The organism is Specibacter sp. RAF43, assembly GCF_052114065.1.
GTDB lineage: Bacteria > Actinomycetota > Actinomycetes > Actinomycetales > Micrococcaceae > Specibacter.
Genome location: NZ_JBFREA010000006.1, coordinates 34,638 through 55,030, shown reverse-complemented (window position 1 = coordinate 55,030; position 20,393 = coordinate 34,638). Strand labels below are relative to the sequence as shown.

Sequence of the window (20,393 nt, the reverse complement as noted above, 5' to 3'; positions counted from 1 at the left end):
AGCAGTCATGACAACACAGGTTGAACCCGGCGCCAGGCGGGGACGCACGACGCCCCGTGCCGGTGGGCCGGACAAGGAAGTCGGCCAGGACCGGAAGGAAAAAACCCAGGGCCGTGCCGCGGCGCTCTTGGTCATCCCGTCCCTGATTGTGCTCTCGATCGTGATCCTGTACCCCGTGGTGAACGCGATCATCATGTCCGTGCAGCAGGATCAGGGCCTGGACCCGGTCACCGGGACCTTCGTGGCCGGCGGGTTCGCCGGCGTGGCCAACTACACGCACTGGCTCTTGCAGCAGTGTGCCTCGCCCAACGGCACCGCCACCTGTCCGCCGGGCACGTTGGGCGCACAATTCTGGAGCGCCACCGGTGTCACATTCTTCTTCACCGTGGTCACCGTTGCACTGGAAACCCTGCTGGGGTTCTGGATGGCCATCATCATGGCACGCACATTCCGTGGTCGCAGCGCCCTTCGTGCCGCCGTCCTGGTCCCGTGGGCCATCCCCACCGCCGTCACCGCCAAGCTGTGGTTCTTCATCTTCGCCTTTGACGGCATTGCGAACACCCTCTTCAACACCTCCATCCTGTGGACCGGGAGCGACGGGCCGGCACGGGCCGCCATCATCATCGCCGACGTCTGGAAAACGACGCCGTTCATGGCACTGTTGATTTTGGCGGGCCTGCAAATAATCCCCGCCGAGGTGTATGAGGCGGCCAAGGTGGACGGTGCCTCGGCCTGGCAGCGCTTCACGCAAATCACGCTCCCGCTCGTCAAGCCGGCCCTGATGGTCGCCATTTTGTTCCGCGTCCTTGACGCGCTGCGCATGTACGATCTCCCGGCCATCATGACCGGCGGCGCGAACGGCACCACCACCTTGTCAATTCTGGTGGTCAACCAGATCGGCGTCGGCTTCAACTCGGCCGCCGCCCTGTCCACCATCACGTTCTTGATCATCTTCATCGTGGCGTTCATCTTCGTGCGTTTCCTGGGGGCCAACGCCGTTGAATCCGCCAGCGGCGGAGCGAGGGGGAAGAAATGAGCACCGCAACATCCACCGTCAGTGCGCACACGGCGGCCGCCAAGTCGGTGGCCCGCAGACGCGAAAACTGGGCAAGCACCCGGACCTACACCAGCGCGGCCGTCATCTTCATCTGGTGCCTGCTGCCCTTCTACTGGATGATCGTCACCGCGTTCCGCGACGTCGGCTTCACCTTTGACTCGGCCCCGTTCTTCACGCACGTGACCTGGGACAATTTCGTGACCGTCTTCTCCGAGGACCTGGGAAACCACTTTGCCCGGAACCTGTGGAATTCCTTCTTCATCTCGTCCGTGACAACCGTGGTGGCCTTGCTTTTCGGCGTTTTCGCCGCCTATGCCCTGGCGCGGCTGAACTTCCGCGGAAAGTTCCTGGTGCTCGGCTTCATTCTGGGAGCCTCCATGTTCCCGGGGGTTGCGATCGTCACGCCGCTGTTCCAACTCTTCACCGACATCGGCTGGATGGGCAGCTACCAAGCCATGATCATCCCGAACATCTCCTTTGTCCTGCCGCTGACCGTTTACACGCTCACATCCTTCTTCCGCGAAATGCCGTGGGAACTGGAGGAGTCCGCGCGCATCGACGGCTGCACCCAGGGGCAGGCATTCCGCAAGGTGATCATGCCGTTGGCCGCACCGGCCGTCTTCACCACCGCCATCCTGGCCTTCATCGCCTCCTGGAACGAGTACCTGATCGCCAACCTGTTCTCCAATGAAGCGACGAAGACCGTGACCGTGGCAATTGCCTCCTTTGCCGGCTCCCAACCACACCAGGAACCGTACACCGCCGTCATGGCGGCAGGTACCGTGGTCACCATTCCGCTGGTCATCCTGGTGTTGGTGTTCCAGCGAAAGATCGTCGCGGGCCTGACCGCCGGGGCGGTGAAATAGATGCCGGCGCGCGCGCCCAAGGACTCGGGCCTGCACGCCCCCGCGTCCCGGCAGCGCAGTGCCGAAGATTTTGACATGATCATCGGCTTCCTGGGGTTTTGGACGTTGGTCGTCCTGGCGATCACCATCTGGTTGGAGGTGACCGGGCAGCCCGCCATACTCTGGGCGCTGGGCCTGCTGGCCATGGTCCTGGGACTGTGGGGGATGATCCGGCTCCGGCGGAGGCTGCCACCGCGCGTGGGGAGGCGCCCCCGCTAGGGCACCGTGAGCGGGTCCGGCGTCGAGCTTGATAAGCTACTGCGGCGACCCGTTCCGGGACAAAAGCGCCGGACCGGTGAGTATCCGTCGGGACGACGACCGTGGATATTAGTTGGGAAAGTGAAAATGGGCGTCAGCATCGATGACGTTGCCGCGCGCGCGCAGGTCTCCACCGCAACGGTGTCGCGCGCCCTGCGGGACCTGCCCCGGGTCCGGGCCTCCACCCGGGCCAAGGTGATGGCGGTGGCGGCCGAGCTCGGCTACGTCCCGTCCCCGTCGGCCACGGGCCTGGCCACCGGGCGCACCAAGACCGTTGGCGTACTGGTGCCGTTCGTGGACCGCTGGTATTTTGGGCACGCGATCGAGGGCATCGACCAGGTGCTGCGCGAGAATGGCTACAACCTGCTGCTCTTCAGCCTGGGCGGCTACGTGCACGGACGCCAGCGATCCTTCACCGAGACCATGGTCCGCAACCAAATCGACGCCCTGGTGGTGCTCTCGCTGGGGCTGACCCCCGAGGAGCTCAGCCAGCTTCAGCGCACCGAGATCCCCCTGATATCCGTGGGCGGCCCGGTGGAGGGCTGCCTGGGCGTGCACATCGACGACGACGCTGCCGCCACGGCCGCCACCTTGCACCTGGTCGGACTGGGCCATCGCAAGATCGGGCACTTGCGCGGCGGTACGGAGGGAGAATACAACTTCAAGGTTCCGGCGCTGCGAAACCTCGCCTTCGAGCGTGCCATGGCCGCGGCCGGCCTGGACGTGCGCCCGGAGTGGAGCGTGCCGGGGGACTTTACCGTCACGGAGGGTGTGCGCGCGGCCGAGAAAATCTTTGACGCGCCGGGAGACGCCCCGACGGCGGTTTTTTGCGGTTCTGACGAGATGGCCCTGGGGCTGATGTTCGTGGCGCGCCGCCGCGGCATCCGCATCCCGGAAGACCTCTCGGTCATCGGGATCGACGACCACGACTTTTCGGCCCCCGCCGGGCTGACCACCATCGCCCAGAAGCCGCTGGAACACGGGCGGACGGCCACCGAAATGCTGCTGGCCGAACTGCGCGGGAAACCGGCGGCCATCCAGGACCGCGTCCAGCCGTTTGAGCTGGTGATCCGTGAATCCACGGCCCCGCCGCAGCGCTGAGCCCGCGGGCTGCCCCGGCGCGCTCCAGCGCCCCGAAGCGTCCCCAAAGCGGCGCCGAGTGCGTAGATAAGGTTGTTCCCAACGGCGGGAACGACGTTATCTACGCACTCGGCAGCTCAGCACTCGGCAGCTCAGCACCCGGCTCTCTGCACCCGGCAGCTCAGCGTTCGGCAGTTCTGCACCAAAGGGGACGGAGCGGACCCTAATTGGCGCGGGCAAGCTGGCGGATGGGAATCCACCGGGACGCGAGCCGGCGGTATGCCGCGGCGGCTCCGGTGAGGTCGCCGTCGGCCAGGCACTGCAGCCCGGTGTGGACGTCGGCGGGGGACTCGTCCGGGTGGACCCGGTTCGCGACCGGCCCGTAGTCCAGCTCCACCACGCCGTCATCGCTGAAGCCGTCCAGCCATTCATGGAGCTCGGCCAGCTCCTCAAAGAGGTCCAGCTCCGGCGCCATTTCCGCGAGCATCTTCAGCGTCCGCCCGCTCCGGCCGACGGCCACCGGCAGCGGCACCTGGATGCGCACCGTGAGCACCCGGCCATTCGCCTCCACCACCTCCATGCGGTCGTTGGCGTACACCAGCGTGAACCAGCTAAACGGGATCCCCCACGTGGAGGTGCGGGTCTGCAGCGGGCCGATCAGTTGCGGCACGGCCCCGGCCCGGGTCACGTGGGTGCGCCACTCCGTCTCCGGCACCACCAGGTGCGCCAATGGTGCGGTGGCGCCGCTGAGCAATTCAACGGCCGCCGCCACGGCCCGCGCGGCCACCTGGTTCGGCGCGTACAACAGCGGGGAGCCCTGCGTCATCTGCAGGATCCGCACCCGATCCACCGCCGGGGTGGGCAGCGGGTTGGGCGAGTTGCGGCTGACCCGCCCGAGCGAGTCCGCCAGTTCCTGCGCGTCCACGCTGACCGGGTTTTGTTCGGCGTCCAGCCTGCCCTGGAGGTAGGCGAACTGTTCGGCCGTGTACGCCTCGCGGGGCAAATAGATGCGCAGGCTGGAAACAAACGGCAATTGCACGCCGCCCAAATACAGCCCGTTGCGCATGGCCTAGCTCAGCTCCACAATCACCGGGGCATGGTCCGAGGCGCCCTTGCCCTTGCGTTCCTGGCGGTCAATCCGGGCGTCCGTCACCCGGGCGGCCAGGGCGGGCGAGGCCATGACAAAGTCAATGCGCATGCCCTCCTTCCGTGGGAAGCGCAGCTGCGTGTAGTCCCAGTAGGTGTAGACGCCCGGTCCGGGATGCAGGGGCCGGACGACGTCGGCAAATCCTGCCGCGACAAATGCGCCAAAGGCCGCCCGCTCCGGTTCGCTGACGTGGGTCAGGCCCTCGGTGCGGAAATAGTCGATGTCCCAGACGTCGTCGTCCTGGGGGGCAATGTTCCAGTCACCCATGAGGGCGATCTGGGCCCCGGGATCGGCGGCCAGCCAACCCGTGGCCTGGCTCTTCAGCTCGCTGAGCCACTGCAGCTTGTAGGGCATGTGTTCATCGTTGAGCGCGCGGCCGTTGGGCACGTACAGGCTCCAGACGCGCACGCCGTTGCACGTGGCACCGATGGCGCGCGCCTCCTGGACCGGGTCCTTGCCGCCCTTGCCAAACACCGGCTGGCCGGCAAAGGTGCGCTCGACGTCCTCGAGCCCGACCCTGGAGGCGATCGCCACGCCGTTCCACTGGCTCAGCCCGAAGTGGGCCACCTCGTAGCCGTTGTTTTCAAAGAGCTCCCAGGGGAAGTTCTCATCCCGGCACTTGGTTTCTTGGATGGCCAGCACGTCCACGTCGGTGCGGCGCAGCCAGTCCTCCACGCGGTCGGCTCGGGCGCGCAGCGAATTCACATTCCAGGTAGCAATCAGCACGTACCCAAGCTATCAAGTTATCGGGCCCGGCGCGCCGGCCCGGCGGCGGCGTTATTTGTCCGTGAACTCGGTGTCCGAATATTCCCGGCCCAGGCCGGTCGGAACGGCCGCGCCGCCGTGGCGCTGCTGTTCATGCGCCCGCAGCTCCACGCGTCGGATCTTTCCGGAAATGGTCTTGGGCAATTCCGCGAATTCCAGCCGGCGGATCCGCTTGAACGCGGGCAGGTGGGCGCGGCAGTACGCGAAGATCTCACCGGCCAGCGCGTCGCTGGGCTCGTAGGCGGCCGCCAGCACCACGTAGGCCTTGGGCACGTTCAGGCGCAGGGCGTCGGGGGACGGGACGACGGCGGCCTCGGCCACKGCCGGGTGCTCGATCAGCACGCTTTCAAGCTCGAACGGGGACAGTCGGTAGTCGGAGGACTTGAAGACGTCGTCGCTGCGCCCGATGTAGGTCAGCACGCCGTTCTCATCCCGGCTGGCAACATCCCCCGTGTGGTAGTAGCCGCCCCGGAACGCCTCCGCCGTCTTTTCGGGGTCGCCAAAGTAGCCCTTGGTGAGCCCCACGGGGGCCGGATCCAGGCGCAGGCAAAGTTCGCCGTCGTCTCCCTCCTCCCCTGTGAGCAGGTCAACCAGGGCCACGTCGTAACCCGGCAGGGGCCGGCCCATGGAGCCGATCTTGATGGGCACCCCGGGGGTGTTGGCGACCTGCACGGTGGTCTCGGTCTGGCCAAAACCGTCGCGGATGGTCTGGCCCCACGCGCGCTCGACCTGCTCGATCACCTCCGCGTTCAGCGGCTCACCGGCGGAAACCACCTTGGTGGGCGGGTTTTTCAACAGGGTCAGGTCCGCCTGGATGAGCATGCGCCACACGGTGGGCGGGGCGCAAAAGCTGCTCACATGCTCGCGGTCCATCTGCGCCATGAGGGCCTTGGCGTCGAAGCGGGCGTAGTTGTAGATGAAGACGGCGGCCTCGGCGATCCACGGGGTGAAGACGTTGGACCAGGCGTGCTTGGCCCAGCCGGGCGAGGCGACGTTTAGGTGGACGTCCCCGGGCTCGAGCCCAATCCAATACATGGTGGACAGGTGGCCCACGGGGTAGGAGGTGTGGGTGTGCTCGACGAGCTTGGCCTTGGAGGTGGTGCCGGAGGTGAAATAGAGCAGCATGGTCTCATCGGCCAGGGTGGGTGCGGTCGCGGTGAAGTCCGTGGCGACGCGGGCCGCATCCGCATAGTCCAGGACCGGCCGGCCGACGTCCCCATCCCGGGCCCCGGCGCCGATGCCGATCAGGGTGTAGTCACCGGGCACGTGCGCAAATTTGGCGAGGTCCTCGGTCCGGGCGCCGACCCAGCGGGCGGCGCCGCGTTCCACCCGGTCCCGCAGGTCCGCCGGGCCCATCATGGTGGTGGTGGGGATCATGACCACCCCGAGCTTGATGCAGGCGAGCATCAGTTCCCACAGTTCCACCTGGTTGCCGAGCATGATGATCATGTGGTCCCCGCGGGCGATGCCCTTCCCGCGCAACCAGTTGGCCACCTGGTTGGAACGGGCGGAAAGGTCGGCGAAGCTCCGGCGCATGGCGCGCCCGTCCTCCTCCACAATGACCAGGGCGGGCTTGGCGCCCCGGATCGGGTCCCGGGCGATCGCGTCGATCCAGTCCAGGGCGAAGTTAAACTCGGTGAATTGCGGCCACTGGAATTCCCTGTTGGCCCGGGCGTAGTCCAGGCGCAGCGCCAGCAGGTGGTCGCGCGCTGCACGGAATTCTTCAGTGACGTTCATGGTGTTCACCTTTCGCCTGCGCTGCCGGCCTGTGGCGCGGCACCAGCGGGACTCAATTCACGGTCGTTGACTCATCTTGAAATATACGCGCRCCTCGGCGAAGTTGGCCCGCTAGTGCCACCACGTGTCCAGCAGGGAGACCGGGGTGGTGCGCTTGTGCCGGGTCCGCACGAAGCGGCGCTCGATCGACGCAGCGGCAGCCTCGGGGATGTCCCTGCCCTCCAGGTAGTCATCGATGTCGTCATAGCTGACGCCGAGCTCGTCCTCGTCAGTGCGCCCGGGCCGCCCATCCAGCAGGTCGGCGGTCGGAACCTTGTTGTAGAGCTGCTCCGGGGCGCCAAGCTCGCGGAGGAGGGCCCGGTTTTGGCGCTTGTTCAGCGTGAACAGGGGCAGGATGTCGGCGCCCCCGTCGCCAAACTTCGTGAAGAAGCCCGTGACCGACTCCGCGGCGTGGTCGGTGCCGATCACCAGCAGGTTTTCCTGCCCCGCCAGCGCGTACTGGGCCACCATGCGGGAGCGGGCCTTGATGTTGCCCTTGTCGAAGTCGCTGATCACCCCCTCCGCAGTCGTGGCGAACGCGGCCGCAAACCCGTCCACGGCCAGGGCGATGTCAAACGTCTTCGCGGTCTTGGGCCGGATGAAGTCCATGGCCGCCCGGGCGTCGTCTTCGTCGTGCTGCACCCCGTACGGCAGGCGCACGGCGATGAAGTTGGCCTCGATTCCCTCCTCGGCGAGCCGTTCGACGGCCAGCTGCGCCAGCCGCCCGGCCAGGGTGGAGTCCAGCCCGCCGCTGACGCCCAGGACGAAGCCCCCGGTGCCGGTGGCCTTGAGGTAGTCCACCAGGAAGGACACCCGCCGGGTGACCTCCGCGGCCGGGTCAATCCGGGGCTTGACGCCAAGTTCTGCAATGATTTGTGCCTGGAGTTCGCGCATGGGACCAGCGTAGCGCGTGAGAGATGTGGCCACGCCGGGCCGGGGGCGTCCCCGCCTATCGCTTTCGCGCTCGCGGCTACGCCGCGGGCGGGTGGTCCTTTTGCCAGATGACGGCCGTCTCGTCGATGGATTGTTCGACTATTTTAGTCATGGCCGCATGCGCCGCGTCGCCGTCCCCGCGCTGGATGGCGCCGGCGACGTCCACGTGAAATTGCAGGGCCAGGCGGTTGGGCGTGTGCGGCATCAGGCCATGTTCGTTCCGGCCCTTGAGGACCTCGGCCACCACGTCGTTGAGCTGGGCAAACATTTCATTGCCGGAGGACTGCAGGACCTTGGCATGGAAGAGGACATCCAAGGCGAGAAATTCATCCATGCGGGAGGCGTGGCCGGCGGCCCACATCTTGGCGGAGAGGGAGACCAGGTCGCTGGCGTCGGCCAGGCTGGCCCGCAGTGCCGCCAGCTTGGCCGCCTGGGGTTCAATGGCGGAGCGCAGCTCGCTGAGGCTGCGCAGCTGTTCGAGTCGCGCGTCCGAGGCCAGGCGCCAGCGGATGACGTGGGCGTCGTAAAGATTCCAGCCCGACTTCGGCTGGACGACCGTGCCCAGGCGCCGCCGGGAGGCCAGCAGGCCCAGCGAGGACAAGACCCTGATGACCTCGCGGATGACGGAGCGGGAAACGCCATAGCGCGCCTCGAGCTCCTCAATGCTCAGCACCGTGTTGGGCGGGAAGTCCCGGGTGACCACCGCCAGGCCGAGTTTGTCCACCAGCGCGGAGTGCAGGTAACCGCGCGGCGGCACGGGTGGGGGCGCCGCCGACTCCGCCCCCGGGGTGTGCTTGGGGGTCGGCGCATCAGCGGTCCGGGACGTGGTCATGGAAGCATCATACAGATCAGGCGTGCCCTTGATAAGTATGCTTTATGTGACTACCATCTCAGATACGGCATATGTGTTACCGTGCCGGCGACCTTGTCCGGGGCCCTCGTTCCGGCTTAATCGAAAAGGAAGTCGTAATGAAGCGACGCTCTGTACTTCAGCTCCTGGCTGTTGCGGTTGTTGTTCCGTTTGGAGTGGCAGCTTGCGGCAGCAGTGGCGCCAAGACCTCGGGCACGGTCCGTGTCACGTTGGCCAACCATGTGTGGACGGACGGCATCAAGGCCGCCATCCCCGAATTTGAAAAAGAGTCGGGCCTGAAGGTGGAGCTGACCCAGCTCGGCGAAGACCAGCTCTCGGACCAGTACAACGTCAAGCTCAACGCCGGCAGCGATGAAATTGACGTCATGATGTACCGCCCGCTGCAAGAAGGCAAGTCCTTTGCGCGGAACAAGTACCTGGCGGACCTGACCAAAAACGTCAACGCCGATGCCGGCTGGGACTGGAAGGACTTCCAGAAGGGTCCGGTGACCGCCTGCACCTTTGAAAACAAGGTGGTCGGCGTGCCGATCATCACCGAACGCGAGGTTTTGTATTACCGCAAGGATCTGCTGGAGGCCGCCGGTGTGGCGGTTCCCAAGACCATGGAGGAGCTGGAAGCCGCGGCCAAGAAGATTGCCGCGGCCAACAAGGGCGTTGCCGGCTTTGTGGCCCGGACCGGGAAGTCCGCGGCCGTCACGCAGTTCTCCAGCTTCCTGTACAGCTTTGGCGGGGACTTCATGGACGACGCCGGCAAGTCGACCATTGCCACACCCGAGGCCAAGGCCGCCTACGCGTTCTACGGCGGCTTGATCCACAATCACGGTCCGGCCAATGTCAGCACCGACATGAGCTGGCCCGAGGCCATGGCCATCTTCACCCAGGGCAACGCCGCGTTCTATACGGAGGCCGACTCCCTGTACAAGAACGCGACGGACACCAGCAAGTCCAAGGTGGCGGACAAGGTGGGCTTTGCCGCACTGCCGGCCGGGCCGGCCGGGTCGAAGCCGTACAACGTCCCCTCCTGGGGCCTGGCCATCAACGAGGCCTCCGGCAACCAGGAAAACGCCTGGAAGTTCATCCAGTGGGCAACGTCCAAGGCGCGCACCCTGGCGGCACAGAAGGCCGGCGTCCCCGGCCCGCGTGCGTCCGTCTGGGCCGATCCGGAGGGCACCTCGACGTATCCGAAGGACCTGGCCGAGGCCATCGCCTTCAGTGCCGAACACGGGATCGGCCACGACCGTCCCCTGGTCATTGCCGTGGGCAAGGCCCGGGAAATCGTGGGTGAGCCCATCGTCACGGCCATCACCGGAGGCGACTCCGCCGCCGCGGCAACCTCATCCAATGACCAGTTCCAGAAATTCCTGGACAGCGATTCCTAACAGCTCCGGGTGTGGCAGGGGCAACGTAGCGCACCTGCCACACCGGCCGCGCGGCCGGCTGGCGCAAACCGATTTCTCACGACTCCTTAGGTGAACCATGTCTGTTTCCGTTAAATCCCACGCGGCTCCCAGAACTGTGGCGAAGTCGAGTGCTTTTTCCGACTGGGCCAACAAGCACAGAAAGTGGCTGTTTGCCTCCCCGGCGATGATCTTCGTCGGGCTCTTGATCATTTTTCCGCTGGCGTGGACCATCTACCTGAGCCTGACCGACTCGCGGGGCTCCGTGCGGGCGCCATCGGAGTTCATCGGCCTGGGAAACTACCTGACCGTCCTCTCCGACACGGACCGGTTTTGGCCGGCCGTCGGGCGCACCGCCTACTTCACCGTCACCGCCCTGGCCGTGGAAATGGTCCTGGGCATGATCATCGCGCTGCTGCTGTGGCGCCCGTTCCGGGGCGAGAAATGGGTCCGCGTCGCCATCCTGCTGCCCCTGGTGGCAACCCCCGTGGCCGTGGGCATGATGTGGCGGCTGATCTTCGATCCCAACATGGGTTTCGCCAACCAGATGTTGTCCTGGGTGGGGATTCCCGCGCAGCCCTGGCTCTCCGGCCAGGCCACGGCCCTGCCGACCACCATCTTCATGGATATTTGGCAATGGACGCCCATGGTGGTTCTAATCCTGCTGGCCGGATTGACGTCGCTTTCGGACGAACCGGACGAGGCCGCGCGGGTTGACGGCGCCAACGCCTGGCAGCGATTCTTCTTCGTCACCCTGCCGCTGATGATGCCAACGGTGATTGTCGCCATCCTGCTGCGCAGCATCGACGCCCTGAAAACCTTCGACATCCTCTACGCCACCAAGGGCAAGGGGGGAGGATCCTTCCATGAGGTCGAAACGCTCAACGTGTACGCGTACGGGCTCAGCTTTGACTACAACGAATACGGGCTCTCCTCCGCCGTCCTCATCCTCTTCTTCTTGATCATCATCGGGTTCATGTGGGTTTTGACCCGACGCCGGAAAGGAAACAACTAAATGGCACCGTCAGTGATCCCGGCCGAAAACCCCAGCCTGGTTGCGGCGGATGAACCGGCCCTGCGCCGGCGCCGGAAGCCCCTGGGCGTCCGTGCCTACTCGAGCTTCCGGGTCGTTGCCCTCATCGTGGTCGTCGTGGCGTTGCTGGCCCCGTTGGCCTGGCTGGTTGCGTCCTCGCTCAAGACAAACGTGGACATTTACGATCCGAGCAAGACGATCGTCTTCACGCCGACCTTCGACAATTATGTCAACGTCCTGACCCGCAACAACTACTTCATCTACATTTTCAACAGCTTCTGGGTGGCGTTTGTCTCCACCGCGCTGTCGCTGGTGCTGGGTGTGCCGGCCGCCTATGCCATGAGCCGGTTCACCATGCACCGCTCGGCCCTGGTGGTGCTGATGGCCCGCGTCATCCCGGGCATCTCGCTCTTGGTCCCGTGGTACTACGTCTTCTCCAACATGCGCATGGTGGGCGGCTTCAGCGTCCTGATCATGAGTCACATGTTTGTGGCGCTGCCCTTGATCGTTTACATCATGATGAGCTACTTCGACTCCATGCCCCTGGAACTGGAGGAATCCGCGCAAGTCGACGGCCTGACCCCCATCGGGGCGTTCCGTTTCATCACCCTGCCCTTGTCCGTGGGCGGCATGGCGACGGCCGGCATCCTGGCCTTCATCTTCTCGTGGAACAACTTCATGTTCGCGCTGGTGCTCTCCGGCGCCAAAACCAAGACCCTCCCGGTGGCCATTTTCGACTTCGTCTCCTACGCCAGCATTGACTGGGGCGGGCTCATGGCCGCGGCCACGGTGGTCACCGTCCCCATCATGGTCATCGCCCTCTTCACGCAAAAATACATCGTCTCCGGCATGACCGCCGGCGCAATCAAGTGATAGGCGCTCCACAGTGACCCGCATCGTAAAAATTGAAACATTCCTGGTGCCGCCGCGGTGGCTGTTTGTCCGGATCGAAACGGCAAGCGGCATCATCGGATGGGGGGAGGCGACCTGCGAGGGCCGAAGCGAGACGGTGCGCACCGCCGTCGAACAGCTTGCGGAAATCCTGGTCGGTGCCGACGCCCTGCGCATCGAGGACCACTGGCAGACCATGACGAAGGGCTCGTTTTACCGGGGCGGCCCCATCCTGGCCAGCGCGGTATCCGGCCTCGACCAGGCCCTGTGGGACATTGCCGGCAAGCACTTCAACACCCCCGTGCACCAGCTTCTGGGCGGGCATGTCCGCGACCGCATCCGCGCCTACGGTTGGGTGGGCGGCGACGAGCCCGGCGAAGTTGCCGACTCGATCCAGGCCCAGCTGGACGTGGGGCTGACCGCCGTGAAGATGAATGCCAGCGGCCGGATGAGCCCCCTTGGCACGGTTGCCGAGATCGACGGCGTGATCCGCCGGGTGGCCGCGGCCCGGGAGGTCCTGGGCGAGCATCGCGACGTCGCCGTCGACTTCCACGGCCGCTTCTCCCTGGCCAACGCCCGCCGGGTGGCGCCGCTGCTGGAGCCGTACCGGCCGTTCTTCCTCGAAGAGCCCGTTGTCCCGGAAAACACGCACCTGCTGCGCGACTTCACCACCTCCACCACCATCCCCGTCGCCACGGGGGAGCGCCTGTACAGCCGGGCGGAGTTCCTGCCCGCCCTGCAGGCCGGGATCGCCGTGGCCCAGCCGGACCTCTCGCACGCCGGCGGGATTACCGAGGTACGCAAGATTGCCTCCCTCGCCGAGGTTTACGGCGTGCAATTGGCGCCGCACTGCCCGCTGGGCCCGCTGGCGCTGGCCGCCTGCCTGCAGGTGGGCTTTGCCACGTCGAACTACCTCATCCAGGAACAGAGCATCGGCATCCACTACAACCTGGGCGCGGAAGTGCTCGACTATGTGCTGGATAAGTCGCCGCTAAAATTTGTCGACGGCCATTTTGAACGCCTGCTTGGCCCGGGACTGGGCATCGAGGTGGATGAACATGCGGTGCGCGTGGCCGACAAACGCGGCCATGCCTGGCGCGGGCCCGTGTGGCGGCATCCCGACGGTTCGTTTGCGGAGTGGTGATCCGCCCGCCATTAGGATGGAAGCCATGACCCAGACACTTGCCGCCGACCGCGCCCGCCTGCTCGACCTCATTAAGGAACTGGCCGTGGTGCGCGGCAAGGTGATCCTGTCCTCCGGCAAGGAGGCGGACTACTACATCGACCTGCGCCGCATCACCCTCCACCATGAGGCGTCCCGGCTGGCCGGGCGCGTCATGCTCGCCCTCCTCGATGATGCCGGCATCGAGTTTGAGGCCGCCGGCGGGCTGACCATGGGCGCGGACCCGGTGGGCACGGCGCTCATGCACGCCGCCGTCGACGCCGGCCGCGCGATCGACGCGTTCGTGGTGCGGAAAGCGCAAAAGTCCTATGGCATGGGCCGCCAGGTGGAGGGCCCCGGCGTGGACGGGCGCGACGTCGTCGTCCTGGAGGACACGTCCACCACCGGCGGCAGCGCGTTGGCCGCGGTGGAGGGCGTGCGCAAGGCCGGCGGCAACATCAAGGCCGTCGCCGTGATCGTGGACCGCGACACCGGCGCCAAGGAGCGCATCGAGGCCGAGGCCGGGGTGCCGTACCTGTTTGTGTTCGGCAAGGCCGAGCTCGGGCTGGACTAGTCCCCACGCCCTCCCACATGAATCCGCCGGCGCGGCTTCACGCGGGTCCCTCGGACGCGTGGGCCCACCCGCTGGTTGGGAAGCTCGCCGCGAGACCGCCGCTCAGACGACCAGGGTGATCTGGTGGATTTCGTCGGCCGGATGGCCCGTGTGCTCGTGCACGCGCCGCACGGCGTCCGCCGACGGCCCCTCGGACAGGCAGAACACCTTGCCGCTGTTGGGGTCGGCCCACGCTTGCTTGAACACCACGCCTTCCTCGCCTTGGGCGGCGAGATCGGCGGCATGCGCCTCCCGCAGGCCTTCCTCGGTAACACCCTTCATGTTGTTGTGGACGTCCATGAACTCAGGCATGGCAACGCTCCCTTCACAGTGATGATGCTCACAACTGTTTGCTGTAAATTCAACTATATGGTAAAGGAATTTTCCCCGGAAGGCGGCGGCCGGAATTTCGCGGCAGGACCCGCCGGTGCGCCCCTGGTTACACGGTGAACGCCGTATCTATGAAAGGACAGTCTTGGCCAAGCTTTATTTCCGCCACGGTGCCATGAATTCCGGCAAGTCCGCCGGACTCCTGCAGGCCGCATTCAACTACGAGGAACGCGGCCAGCGCGTCCTGCTCGCCAAACCCGGCGTGGACACCAAGGGCGAGAATGCCATCGTGTCCCGGCTAGGGGTCAGCCGCGAGGTGGACTTCGTCATCCCGCCCGGCGCCGACGCCCGGGCACTGTTCGCCGCGCACGCGGCCGGCGACGACCCCGACGCTCTGCTCAAGCACGTGGACCTGGCCCCCGTCGCATGCCTGCTCGTGGACGAGGCCCAGTTCCTGGACGCCGCCCAGGTCGATGAGCTGTTTCGGATCGCCGTGCTCGACGGCGTGCCCGTGCTGGCCTACGGGCTGCGCACCGACTTTCGCACCCGCGCGTTTCCCGGCTCGGCGCGGCTTTTGGAGATCGCCCACTCACTTGAAGAGCTCAAGACGATCTGCCGGTGCGGACGCAAGGCCATGTTCAACACCCGCCGGACGGGGGAGACCATCTTGTTCGACGGCGACCAGGTCGCCATCGAGGGAGCCGACATTTGGTACGAGTCCCTGTGCGGCAACTGCTATCTGGACGCCTCGGGCGGAAAGCTCCTCAGCTAGCCGCACCAGTCAAAGCTAGATGTGGGCGATCAGGTCCGCGACGGAGTTCATGGCCTGGTCCGGGCGAAACGGGAAGGCATCCACGTCCTCCGGCCGGGTGATGCCCGTGAACACCAGCACGGTATGCAGCCCGGCCTCCATGCCGGCGACGATGTCGGTGTCCATGCGGTCCCCGATCATGGCGGTGGTCTCCGAGTGCGCCTCGATCCGGTTCATGGCCGAGCGGAACATCATGGGGTTCGGCTTGCCCACGATGTACGGCTCCCGGTTGGTGGCCTTGGTGATCAGCGCGGCAATGGCGCCGGTGGCCGGCAGCGGGCCCTCGGCGGAGGGGCCGGTGGCGTCCGGGTTCGTGGCGATGAACCGGGCGCCGTCGCCGATCAGCCGGATGGCGCGGGTGATCGCCTCAAAGGAGTAGGTGCGGGTCTCGCCCAGCACCACATAGTCCGGGGCCTGGTCGGTGAGGATGAAGCCGGCCTCGTGCAACGCCGTCGTCAGCCCGGCCTCGCCGATGACGAACGCGCGCCCGTGCGGCATCTGCGACTTCAGGAACTGCGCCGTGGCCAGCGCCGAGGTCCACAGGTTCTCCTCCGGCACCTGAAGGCCCGAGGCGCGCAGCCGGGCGGCGAGGTCGCGCGGGGTGAAAATGGAGTTGTTGGTGAGCACCAGGAACCGCTTGGACGTGTCCACCCAGCGCTGGATCAGTTCCGCGGCCCCGGGGACGGCGCGGTTCTCGTGGACCAGGACGCCGTCCATGTCGGTGAGCCAGCATTCAATGTCGGCCGGCTTGCGATGGTTCAACGTGCTCATGGTGCCTCCTGGTGGCGGGCATGCGATCTGGTCCAAGTCTTGCAGATTTCGGCGTTGCGGATCCGTCGCCTTGCGAACGGCTAAAATTGAACGGTGAGTATTCCCGTCCCCGCCCCAGTCCCTGACGCCGCCGACCCCGAGGACAACCGGCACGAGGTCGGGGTTGGCCCGTGGGAGGGGGAGCTGCCCGAGGGCGAGCAGTGGGATCCGGAACTGCTCGCCGGCGGGGATCGCCGCAATGTCCTGGACGCGTACCGCTACTGGAGCATGGATGCCATTGTTGCCGAGCTGGACACGCGCCGCCACGACTTTCACATCGCCATCGAAAACTGGCAGCACGACATGAACATCGGCACCGTGGTGCGCACCGCCAACGCCTTCCTGGCCAAGGAGGTCCACATCATCGGCCGACGCCGGTGGAACCGTCGCGGGGCCATGGTCACCGACCGCTACCAGCATGTCCGCCACCACCCCACCGTGGCCGACTTTACGGCCTGGGCCCGGGGGGAGGGCCTGGCGATCATTGGGGTGGACATTTTCCCGGACTCGGAAAAGCTGGAGACGTACGAGCTGCCCCGCCACTGCGTCCTGGTTTTTGGCCAGGAGGGCCCCGGGCTGAGCGAGGAGGTCCATGCCGCGGCGGAGGCGACGCTGTCCATCGAGCAGTTTGGCTCCACCCGGTCCATCAACGCCGCCGCCGCGGCCGGAATCGCCATGCACGCCTGGATTCGTCGCCACGTCTTCGACCAGTCCGTCGGCTAGGGCGAAACACCGTGATTTCCCAGATCCCGGCCCCGGAATTCGCGCGGGTTTAGGCTCGAGCTTGTGCGGGCGCACAAGGTGCCCAACTGCTGAAGGGTTCCGTGTGAAGCCAGCTTTCAAATCCCAAAGGATCATCACAAAAGTCTTGGCCTTTGGCGCGGCCACGGCCTGCGTGCTCACCTTTGGAGCCACCGGGGCCATGGCGTCCCCGGCCTCACCGGATACTTCCTTTCCGGGCGCCGTCCCGAGCTGGGCGCAGCCGGCCAATGACGCCGGCGCCGCCGCGGCGGGTGCCTCCGTCGAGGGAAAAATGTACCTTCCGCTGCGGGATCGCCCCGGTGCCGAGGCGCTGGCCCGCTCGGTCTCCACCCCCGGGCACCGCGACTACCAAAACTGGCTCAGCCCGGCCCAGTGGATCGCCCGCTTTTCACCCACCCAGGGCGACTATGACGCCGTCGTCAATCACCTTAAATCGCGGGGCCTTGCGATCACCGGAACGCCGGACAGCCGCCAATACGTGGTGTTCCGGGGTACGGTGGACCAGCTGAATTCCGCGTTTGAGACCCGGCTGCGCAACTACTCCTTTGAGGGCACCACGCTGGTGGGCCCGTCCGATGCCCCGAGCCTGCCCGCCGCCATTTCCGCCAAGGTGGCCGGCCTCATGGTGGACCAGGGCAGCCTGATGACCCGGCCGAACTCCGTGCGCCCGGGCGACGGGCTGCCGGAGCCGGTCCGCGCCGCGGCCCCGCAGGCTCGGGCCGCGGTCCCCAAGGCCGGCAACGCGGCCACCACGGCCGCCTGTTCGTCGTACTACGGCCAAAACACCACCGCCATTCCGGAGGCGTACGGCAAGACCACGGCCCCGACCTTCATCTGCGGCTACACGCCCGGGCAGATCCAGTCCGCCTACGGCAGGGACGCGCTGGCGAAGTCCCTTGCCGCCGGCAAGCACGGCACCGTGCCGGACGGCAGGGGCCAAACGGTGGCCATCATCGGCGCCTACGCCTCGCCCACCATGCTCGCCGACGTCAACGCCTACTCGCAGCGCTACGGGCTCCCGGGCATGGATGCCGCCAGTTACCGCGAAATTGTGCCCTCTCCGGCGGAGTTCATGGACCAGGCGCTGTGCCGGTTCCCCAGCGGCTGGCAGGGCGAGCAGGCCCTGGACGTGGATGCCGTCCACGGCACCGCGCCCGGCGCCACCATCCTCTACGTTGGCGGGTTCAACTGCGGCGGCGGCCTGGACATCGCCATGTCCAAGATCCTGGACAACAAGCTGGCCACGATCGTCAGCAACAGCTACGGGAACGTGGGGGAGGCATTGCCCGCCGACTCCATCGCCGGGGCGGTGAACCTGCACCTGCAGGCGGCCGGCGAGGGCATCGGCCTGTACTTCTCCAGCGGCGACAACGGTGACCAGGCGGCCAACCTGGGCTACGCGTCCCCGGACTTCCCGGCCAGCTCGCCGTGGGTCACCGCCGTGGGCGGCACCAGCCTGGCGGTGGACAAGAAGGGCGCCTACCAGTTTGAAACCGGCTGGGGCGGCATCCTGGATAGAATCGTCGACGGCGCCTACACGGCGCCGCTGCCCGGCAACGTCTACGGGGGCGGTGCCGGCGGCGGCGTCAGCGGCGTGTTTGCGCAGCCGGACTACCAAAAGGGCGTCGTGCCGGCCTCACTGGCCAAGGGCATGCGCGTCGCCCCGGACATTTCCTCCCTCGCCGACCCCTACACCGGCTACGTTGTGGGCCTTAGCCCCATCACCGACAACGCCACGTTGGCCACGGGCCCGTTCATGACGCAGACCGTGGGCGGCACGTCCTTGGCCGCCCCGCTGTCCGCCGGCCAGATGGCTGTCGCCCAGCAGGTCTCCGGCGAGACGCTCGGCTTCGCCAACCCGGCCATCTACGCCGCGTACAAGCAGCAGCCGCGCGTATTCAACGACGTGGTGCCGCAGAAGACGCAGCCCGTGCTCGCGTACACGAGCGCCCGCTCCGGCAGCCAGTACCTGCTCTCGATGGACCATGACACGTCCCTGGCCACGGCCAAAAAGTACGACGCCGTCACGGGCGTGGGCAGCATGAGCTACCGGTTTGCGCTGGCCCTCAACCGGCACGGCCGACACTAGTTCCCCCGGGCATCGGCAGGACCCGACGCCCGACGCGGGCCCCGGCACCCACGCCGGGGCCCGCCGTCGTGCCTCCCGGGAGTCCACCCGGCGGGCGGGACCTTCATCCTCTTCGACACCGTGGGCGCAATCGCTAGGATGGGGGGAGACATGGGGTGGGCGGCCAGGTGCCGGCCTCGCGTGTATCGACAAGCGTTGTACCGATTAGCCCTGAGGAGCTTTCAATGCCTATTGCATCACCGGACAAGTATGCCGAAATGATCGACCGCGCCAAGGCTGGCGGTTTCGCCTACCCGGCCGTCAACGTGACCTCCTCCCAGACACTCAGCGCGGCACTGCAGGGCTTCGCCGACGCCGGCTCCGACGGCATCGTCCAGGTCTCCACCGGCGGCGGCGCCTACTGGTCCGGCGCCGGCGTGAAGGACATGGTGGCCGGCTCCCTGGGCTTCGCCGCGTTCGCCCGCGAAGTTGCCAAGAACTACCCCGTCAACGTGGCCCTGCATACCGACCACTGCCCCAAGGACAAGCTGGACGGCTTTGTGCTGCCGCTCCTTGAGGAGTCCGAGCGGGCGGTGAAGGCCGGGCGCGACCCGATCTTCAACTCGCACATGTGGGACGGCTCCGCCGAGACCCTCGAGGAAAACCTGCGCATCGGCCGCGAGCTGCTGGCCCGCACCTCCGCCGCGCACATCATCTTGGAGGTGGAGATCGGTGCGGTCGGCGGCGAGGAGGACGGCGTGGAAAACGCCATCAACGACAAGCTGTACACCACCGTGGCGGACGGCCTGGCCACGATCGAGGCGCTGGGCTCGGGCGAACACGGCCGCTACATCACGGCCCTGACCTTTGGCAATGTGCACGGCGTGTACAAGCCCGGCAACGTGAAGCTGCGCCCGGAGATCCTCAAGGACATCCAAGAGCAGGTCGGCACCAAGATCGGCAAGGACAACCCGTTTGACCTGGTCTTCCACGGCGGTTCGGGTTCCTCGGAGCAGGAAATCAAGGACGCCGTCTCCTTCGGCGTCATCAAGATGAACATCGACACCGACACCCAGTACGCGTTCACGCGCCCGGTGGTGGACCATTTCATGAAGAACTACGACGGCGTCCTGAAGGTGGACGGCCATGTCGGGAACAAGAAGACCTACGACCCCCGGGTGTGGGGTGCGCTGGCCGAGCAGGGCCTGGCCGCCCGCGTGGTGGAGGCCGCACAGCAGCTCGGCTCCGCCGGTCAGACGTTCTAGCCCGATGAGCGACGAATTTCGCAAGAACCTCCTCGGTCCCGAGCCCACCTTGCTCCCGGCCGAAGAGGACGTCGACACCCGGCTCGCCGCCGGCGACGAGGCCCTCGACCTGGCCGCCAAGCACCCGACGTCGTCCCTGCTCTGGGCCATCCTGGCCGATGAGGCGTATGCGGAGGGCCGCACCATCGAGTCCTACGCGTATGCGCGCACCGGCTACCACCGCGGCCTGGACGCGCTGCGCCGCAACGGCTGGCGCGGCACCGGTCCCGTCCCGTACGCGCATGAGGGCAACCGCGGGTTCCTGCGCGCCCTGTACGCGCTGGGACGGGCGGCCGGGGCCATCGGCGAGGCCGACGAGGCCGCCCGGATTGCCTCGTTCCTCAACGACTCGGACCCCCTGGCGGCGGCCGCGATCGAGGCCGCCCTCTAACCGCCGACTGACCCTCTAACCGCCGACTG

The 20,393-nt window shown here is 66.6% G+C and carries 21 protein-coding genes; 14 read left to right on the top strand and 7 right to left on the bottom strand.

Annotation, left to right across the window (positions count from 1 at the left end; translation table 11 throughout):
* The first annotated feature begins 7 nt into the window (after positions 1–7).
* From AB4Y80_RS05105 to AB4Y80_RS05090, 4 genes are all read left to right on the top strand, one after another.
* Complete coding sequence (locus AB4Y80_RS05105; RefSeq protein WP_442212319.1) at positions 8–1,036, top strand: carbohydrate ABC transporter permease; 1,029 nt, start codon at positions 8–10, stop codon at positions 1,034–1,036.
* Positions 1,033–1,923 carry a carbohydrate ABC transporter permease gene (locus AB4Y80_RS05100; protein ID WP_442212317.1) on the top strand — a complete coding sequence of 297 codons (891 nt, stop codon included), beginning with the start codon at positions 1,033–1,035 and terminating at the stop codon, positions 1,921–1,923. The genes AB4Y80_RS05105 and AB4Y80_RS05100 overlap by 4 nt, the downstream gene beginning before the upstream one ends.
* Positions 1,924–2,181, top strand: coding sequence for a hypothetical protein (locus AB4Y80_RS05095; protein ID WP_442212316.1), 258 nt, complete (start codon positions 1,924–1,926; stop codon positions 2,179–2,181).
* Positions 2,182–2,307: 126 nt separating this feature from the next.
* Positions 2,308–3,321 (top strand): LacI family DNA-binding transcriptional regulator, encoded by a 1,014-nt coding sequence (locus AB4Y80_RS05090; RefSeq protein ID WP_442212314.1) that lies wholly within the window; start codon positions 2,308–2,310, stop codon positions 3,319–3,321.
* 202 nt (positions 3,322–3,523) lie between these two features.
* On the opposite strand, the gene AB4Y80_RS05085 is transcribed toward AB4Y80_RS05090, so the two are convergent.
* The 5 genes from AB4Y80_RS05085 to AB4Y80_RS05065 form a co-directional block, all read right to left on the bottom strand.
* Positions 3,524–4,366 (bottom strand): hypothetical protein, encoded by an 843-nt coding sequence (locus AB4Y80_RS05085; RefSeq protein ID WP_442212312.1) that lies wholly within the window; start codon positions 4,364–4,366, stop codon positions 3,524–3,526.
* Between the two features lie 3 nt (positions 4,367–4,369).
* A complete protein-coding gene (locus AB4Y80_RS05080; RefSeq protein WP_442212309.1) occupies positions 4,370–5,173 on the bottom strand; it encodes an exodeoxyribonuclease III in 804 nt (267 codons plus the stop codon).
* 51 nt (positions 5,174–5,224) lie between these two features.
* On the bottom strand, positions 5,225–6,949 hold the full coding sequence (locus AB4Y80_RS05075) for an AMP-binding protein (RefSeq protein WP_442212307.1): 1,725 nt from the start codon (positions 6,947–6,949) through the stop codon (positions 5,225–5,227).
* 111 nt (positions 6,950–7,060) lie between these two features.
* Positions 7,061–7,882 carry an ammonia-dependent NAD(+) synthetase gene (gene nadE / locus AB4Y80_RS05070; protein WP_442212304.1) on the bottom strand — a complete coding sequence of 274 codons (822 nt, stop codon included), beginning with the start codon at positions 7,880–7,882 and terminating at the stop codon, positions 7,061–7,063.
* A gap of 76 nt (positions 7,883–7,958) precedes the next feature.
* The gene (locus AB4Y80_RS05065; protein WP_442212302.1) at positions 7,959–8,753 is read right to left on the bottom strand and encodes a FadR/GntR family transcriptional regulator; all 795 of its coding nucleotides are present in this window, start codon (positions 8,751–8,753) and stop codon (positions 7,959–7,961) included.
* Positions 8,754–8,890: 137 nt separating this feature from the next.
* Between AB4Y80_RS05065 and AB4Y80_RS05060 the strand changes: the two genes are divergently transcribed.
* The 5 genes from AB4Y80_RS05060 (at position 8,891) to pyrE (ending at position 13,849) form a co-directional block, all read left to right on the top strand.
* Positions 8,891–10,171, top strand: coding sequence for an ABC transporter substrate-binding protein (locus AB4Y80_RS05060; protein ID WP_442212300.1), 1,281 nt, complete (start codon positions 8,891–8,893; stop codon positions 10,169–10,171).
* Positions 10,172–10,307: 136 nt separating this feature from the next.
* On the top strand, positions 10,308–11,204 hold the full coding sequence (locus tag AB4Y80_RS05055; protein ID WP_442212298.1) for a carbohydrate ABC transporter permease: 897 nt from the start codon (positions 10,308–10,310) through the stop codon (positions 11,202–11,204).
* A complete protein-coding gene (locus AB4Y80_RS05050; RefSeq protein ID WP_442212296.1) occupies positions 11,205–12,095 on the top strand; it encodes a carbohydrate ABC transporter permease in 891 nt (296 codons plus the stop codon).
* Between the two features lie 13 nt (positions 12,096–12,108).
* Entirely contained in the window at positions 12,109–13,257 is a 1,149-nt protein-coding gene (gene dgoD / locus AB4Y80_RS05045) for a galactonate dehydratase (RefSeq protein ID WP_442212294.1), read from the top strand.
* 25 nt (positions 13,258–13,282) lie between these two features.
* Complete coding sequence (pyrE, locus tag AB4Y80_RS05040) at positions 13,283–13,849, top strand: orotate phosphoribosyltransferase (RefSeq protein ID WP_442212292.1); 567 nt, start codon at positions 13,283–13,285, stop codon at positions 13,847–13,849.
* Between the two features lie 102 nt (positions 13,850–13,951).
* On the opposite strand, the gene AB4Y80_RS05035 is transcribed toward pyrE, so the two are convergent.
* On the bottom strand, positions 13,952–14,200 hold the full coding sequence (locus tag AB4Y80_RS05035) for an SCO4226 family nickel-binding protein (protein WP_442212289.1): 249 nt from the start codon (positions 14,198–14,200) through the stop codon (positions 13,952–13,954).
* Positions 14,201–14,363: 163 nt separating this feature from the next.
* Between AB4Y80_RS05035 and AB4Y80_RS05030 the strand changes: the two genes are divergently transcribed.
* The gene (locus AB4Y80_RS05030) at positions 14,364–14,990 is read left to right on the top strand and encodes a thymidine kinase (protein ID WP_442212287.1); all 627 of its coding nucleotides are present in this window, start codon (positions 14,364–14,366) and stop codon (positions 14,988–14,990) included.
* Between the two features lie 15 nt (positions 14,991–15,005).
* Here AB4Y80_RS05030 and AB4Y80_RS05025 read toward each other — a convergent pair whose 3' ends face one another.
* The gene (locus tag AB4Y80_RS05025) at positions 15,006–15,800 is read right to left on the bottom strand and encodes an HAD-IIA family hydrolase (RefSeq protein ID WP_442212285.1); all 795 of its coding nucleotides are present in this window, start codon (positions 15,798–15,800) and stop codon (positions 15,006–15,008) included.
* A gap of 93 nt (positions 15,801–15,893) precedes the next feature.
* Between AB4Y80_RS05025 and AB4Y80_RS05020 the strand changes: the two genes are divergently transcribed.
* The 4 genes from AB4Y80_RS05020 (at position 15,894) to AB4Y80_RS05005 (ending at position 20,364) form a co-directional block, all read left to right on the top strand.
* Positions 15,894–16,562 (top strand): TrmH family RNA methyltransferase, encoded by a 669-nt coding sequence (locus AB4Y80_RS05020; RefSeq protein WP_442212283.1) that lies wholly within the window; start codon positions 15,894–15,896, stop codon positions 16,560–16,562.
* Positions 16,563–16,665: 103 nt separating this feature from the next.
* Positions 16,666–18,690 carry a S53 family peptidase gene (locus tag AB4Y80_RS05015; RefSeq protein WP_442212281.1) on the top strand — a complete coding sequence of 675 codons (2,025 nt, stop codon included), beginning with the start codon at positions 16,666–16,668 and terminating at the stop codon, positions 18,688–18,690.
* Between the two features lie 224 nt (positions 18,691–18,914).
* Positions 18,915–19,934 carry a class II fructose-bisphosphate aldolase gene (fbaA, locus tag AB4Y80_RS05010; protein ID WP_442212279.1) on the top strand — a complete coding sequence of 340 codons (1,020 nt, stop codon included), beginning with the start codon at positions 18,915–18,917 and terminating at the stop codon, positions 19,932–19,934.
* 4 nt (positions 19,935–19,938) lie between these two features.
* Positions 19,939–20,364: a DUF3151 domain-containing protein gene (locus AB4Y80_RS05005; protein ID WP_442212277.1), complete on the top strand. Its 426-nt coding sequence runs from the start codon at positions 19,939–19,941 to the stop codon at positions 20,362–20,364.
* The last annotated feature ends 29 nt before the right edge of the window (positions 20,365–20,393 follow it).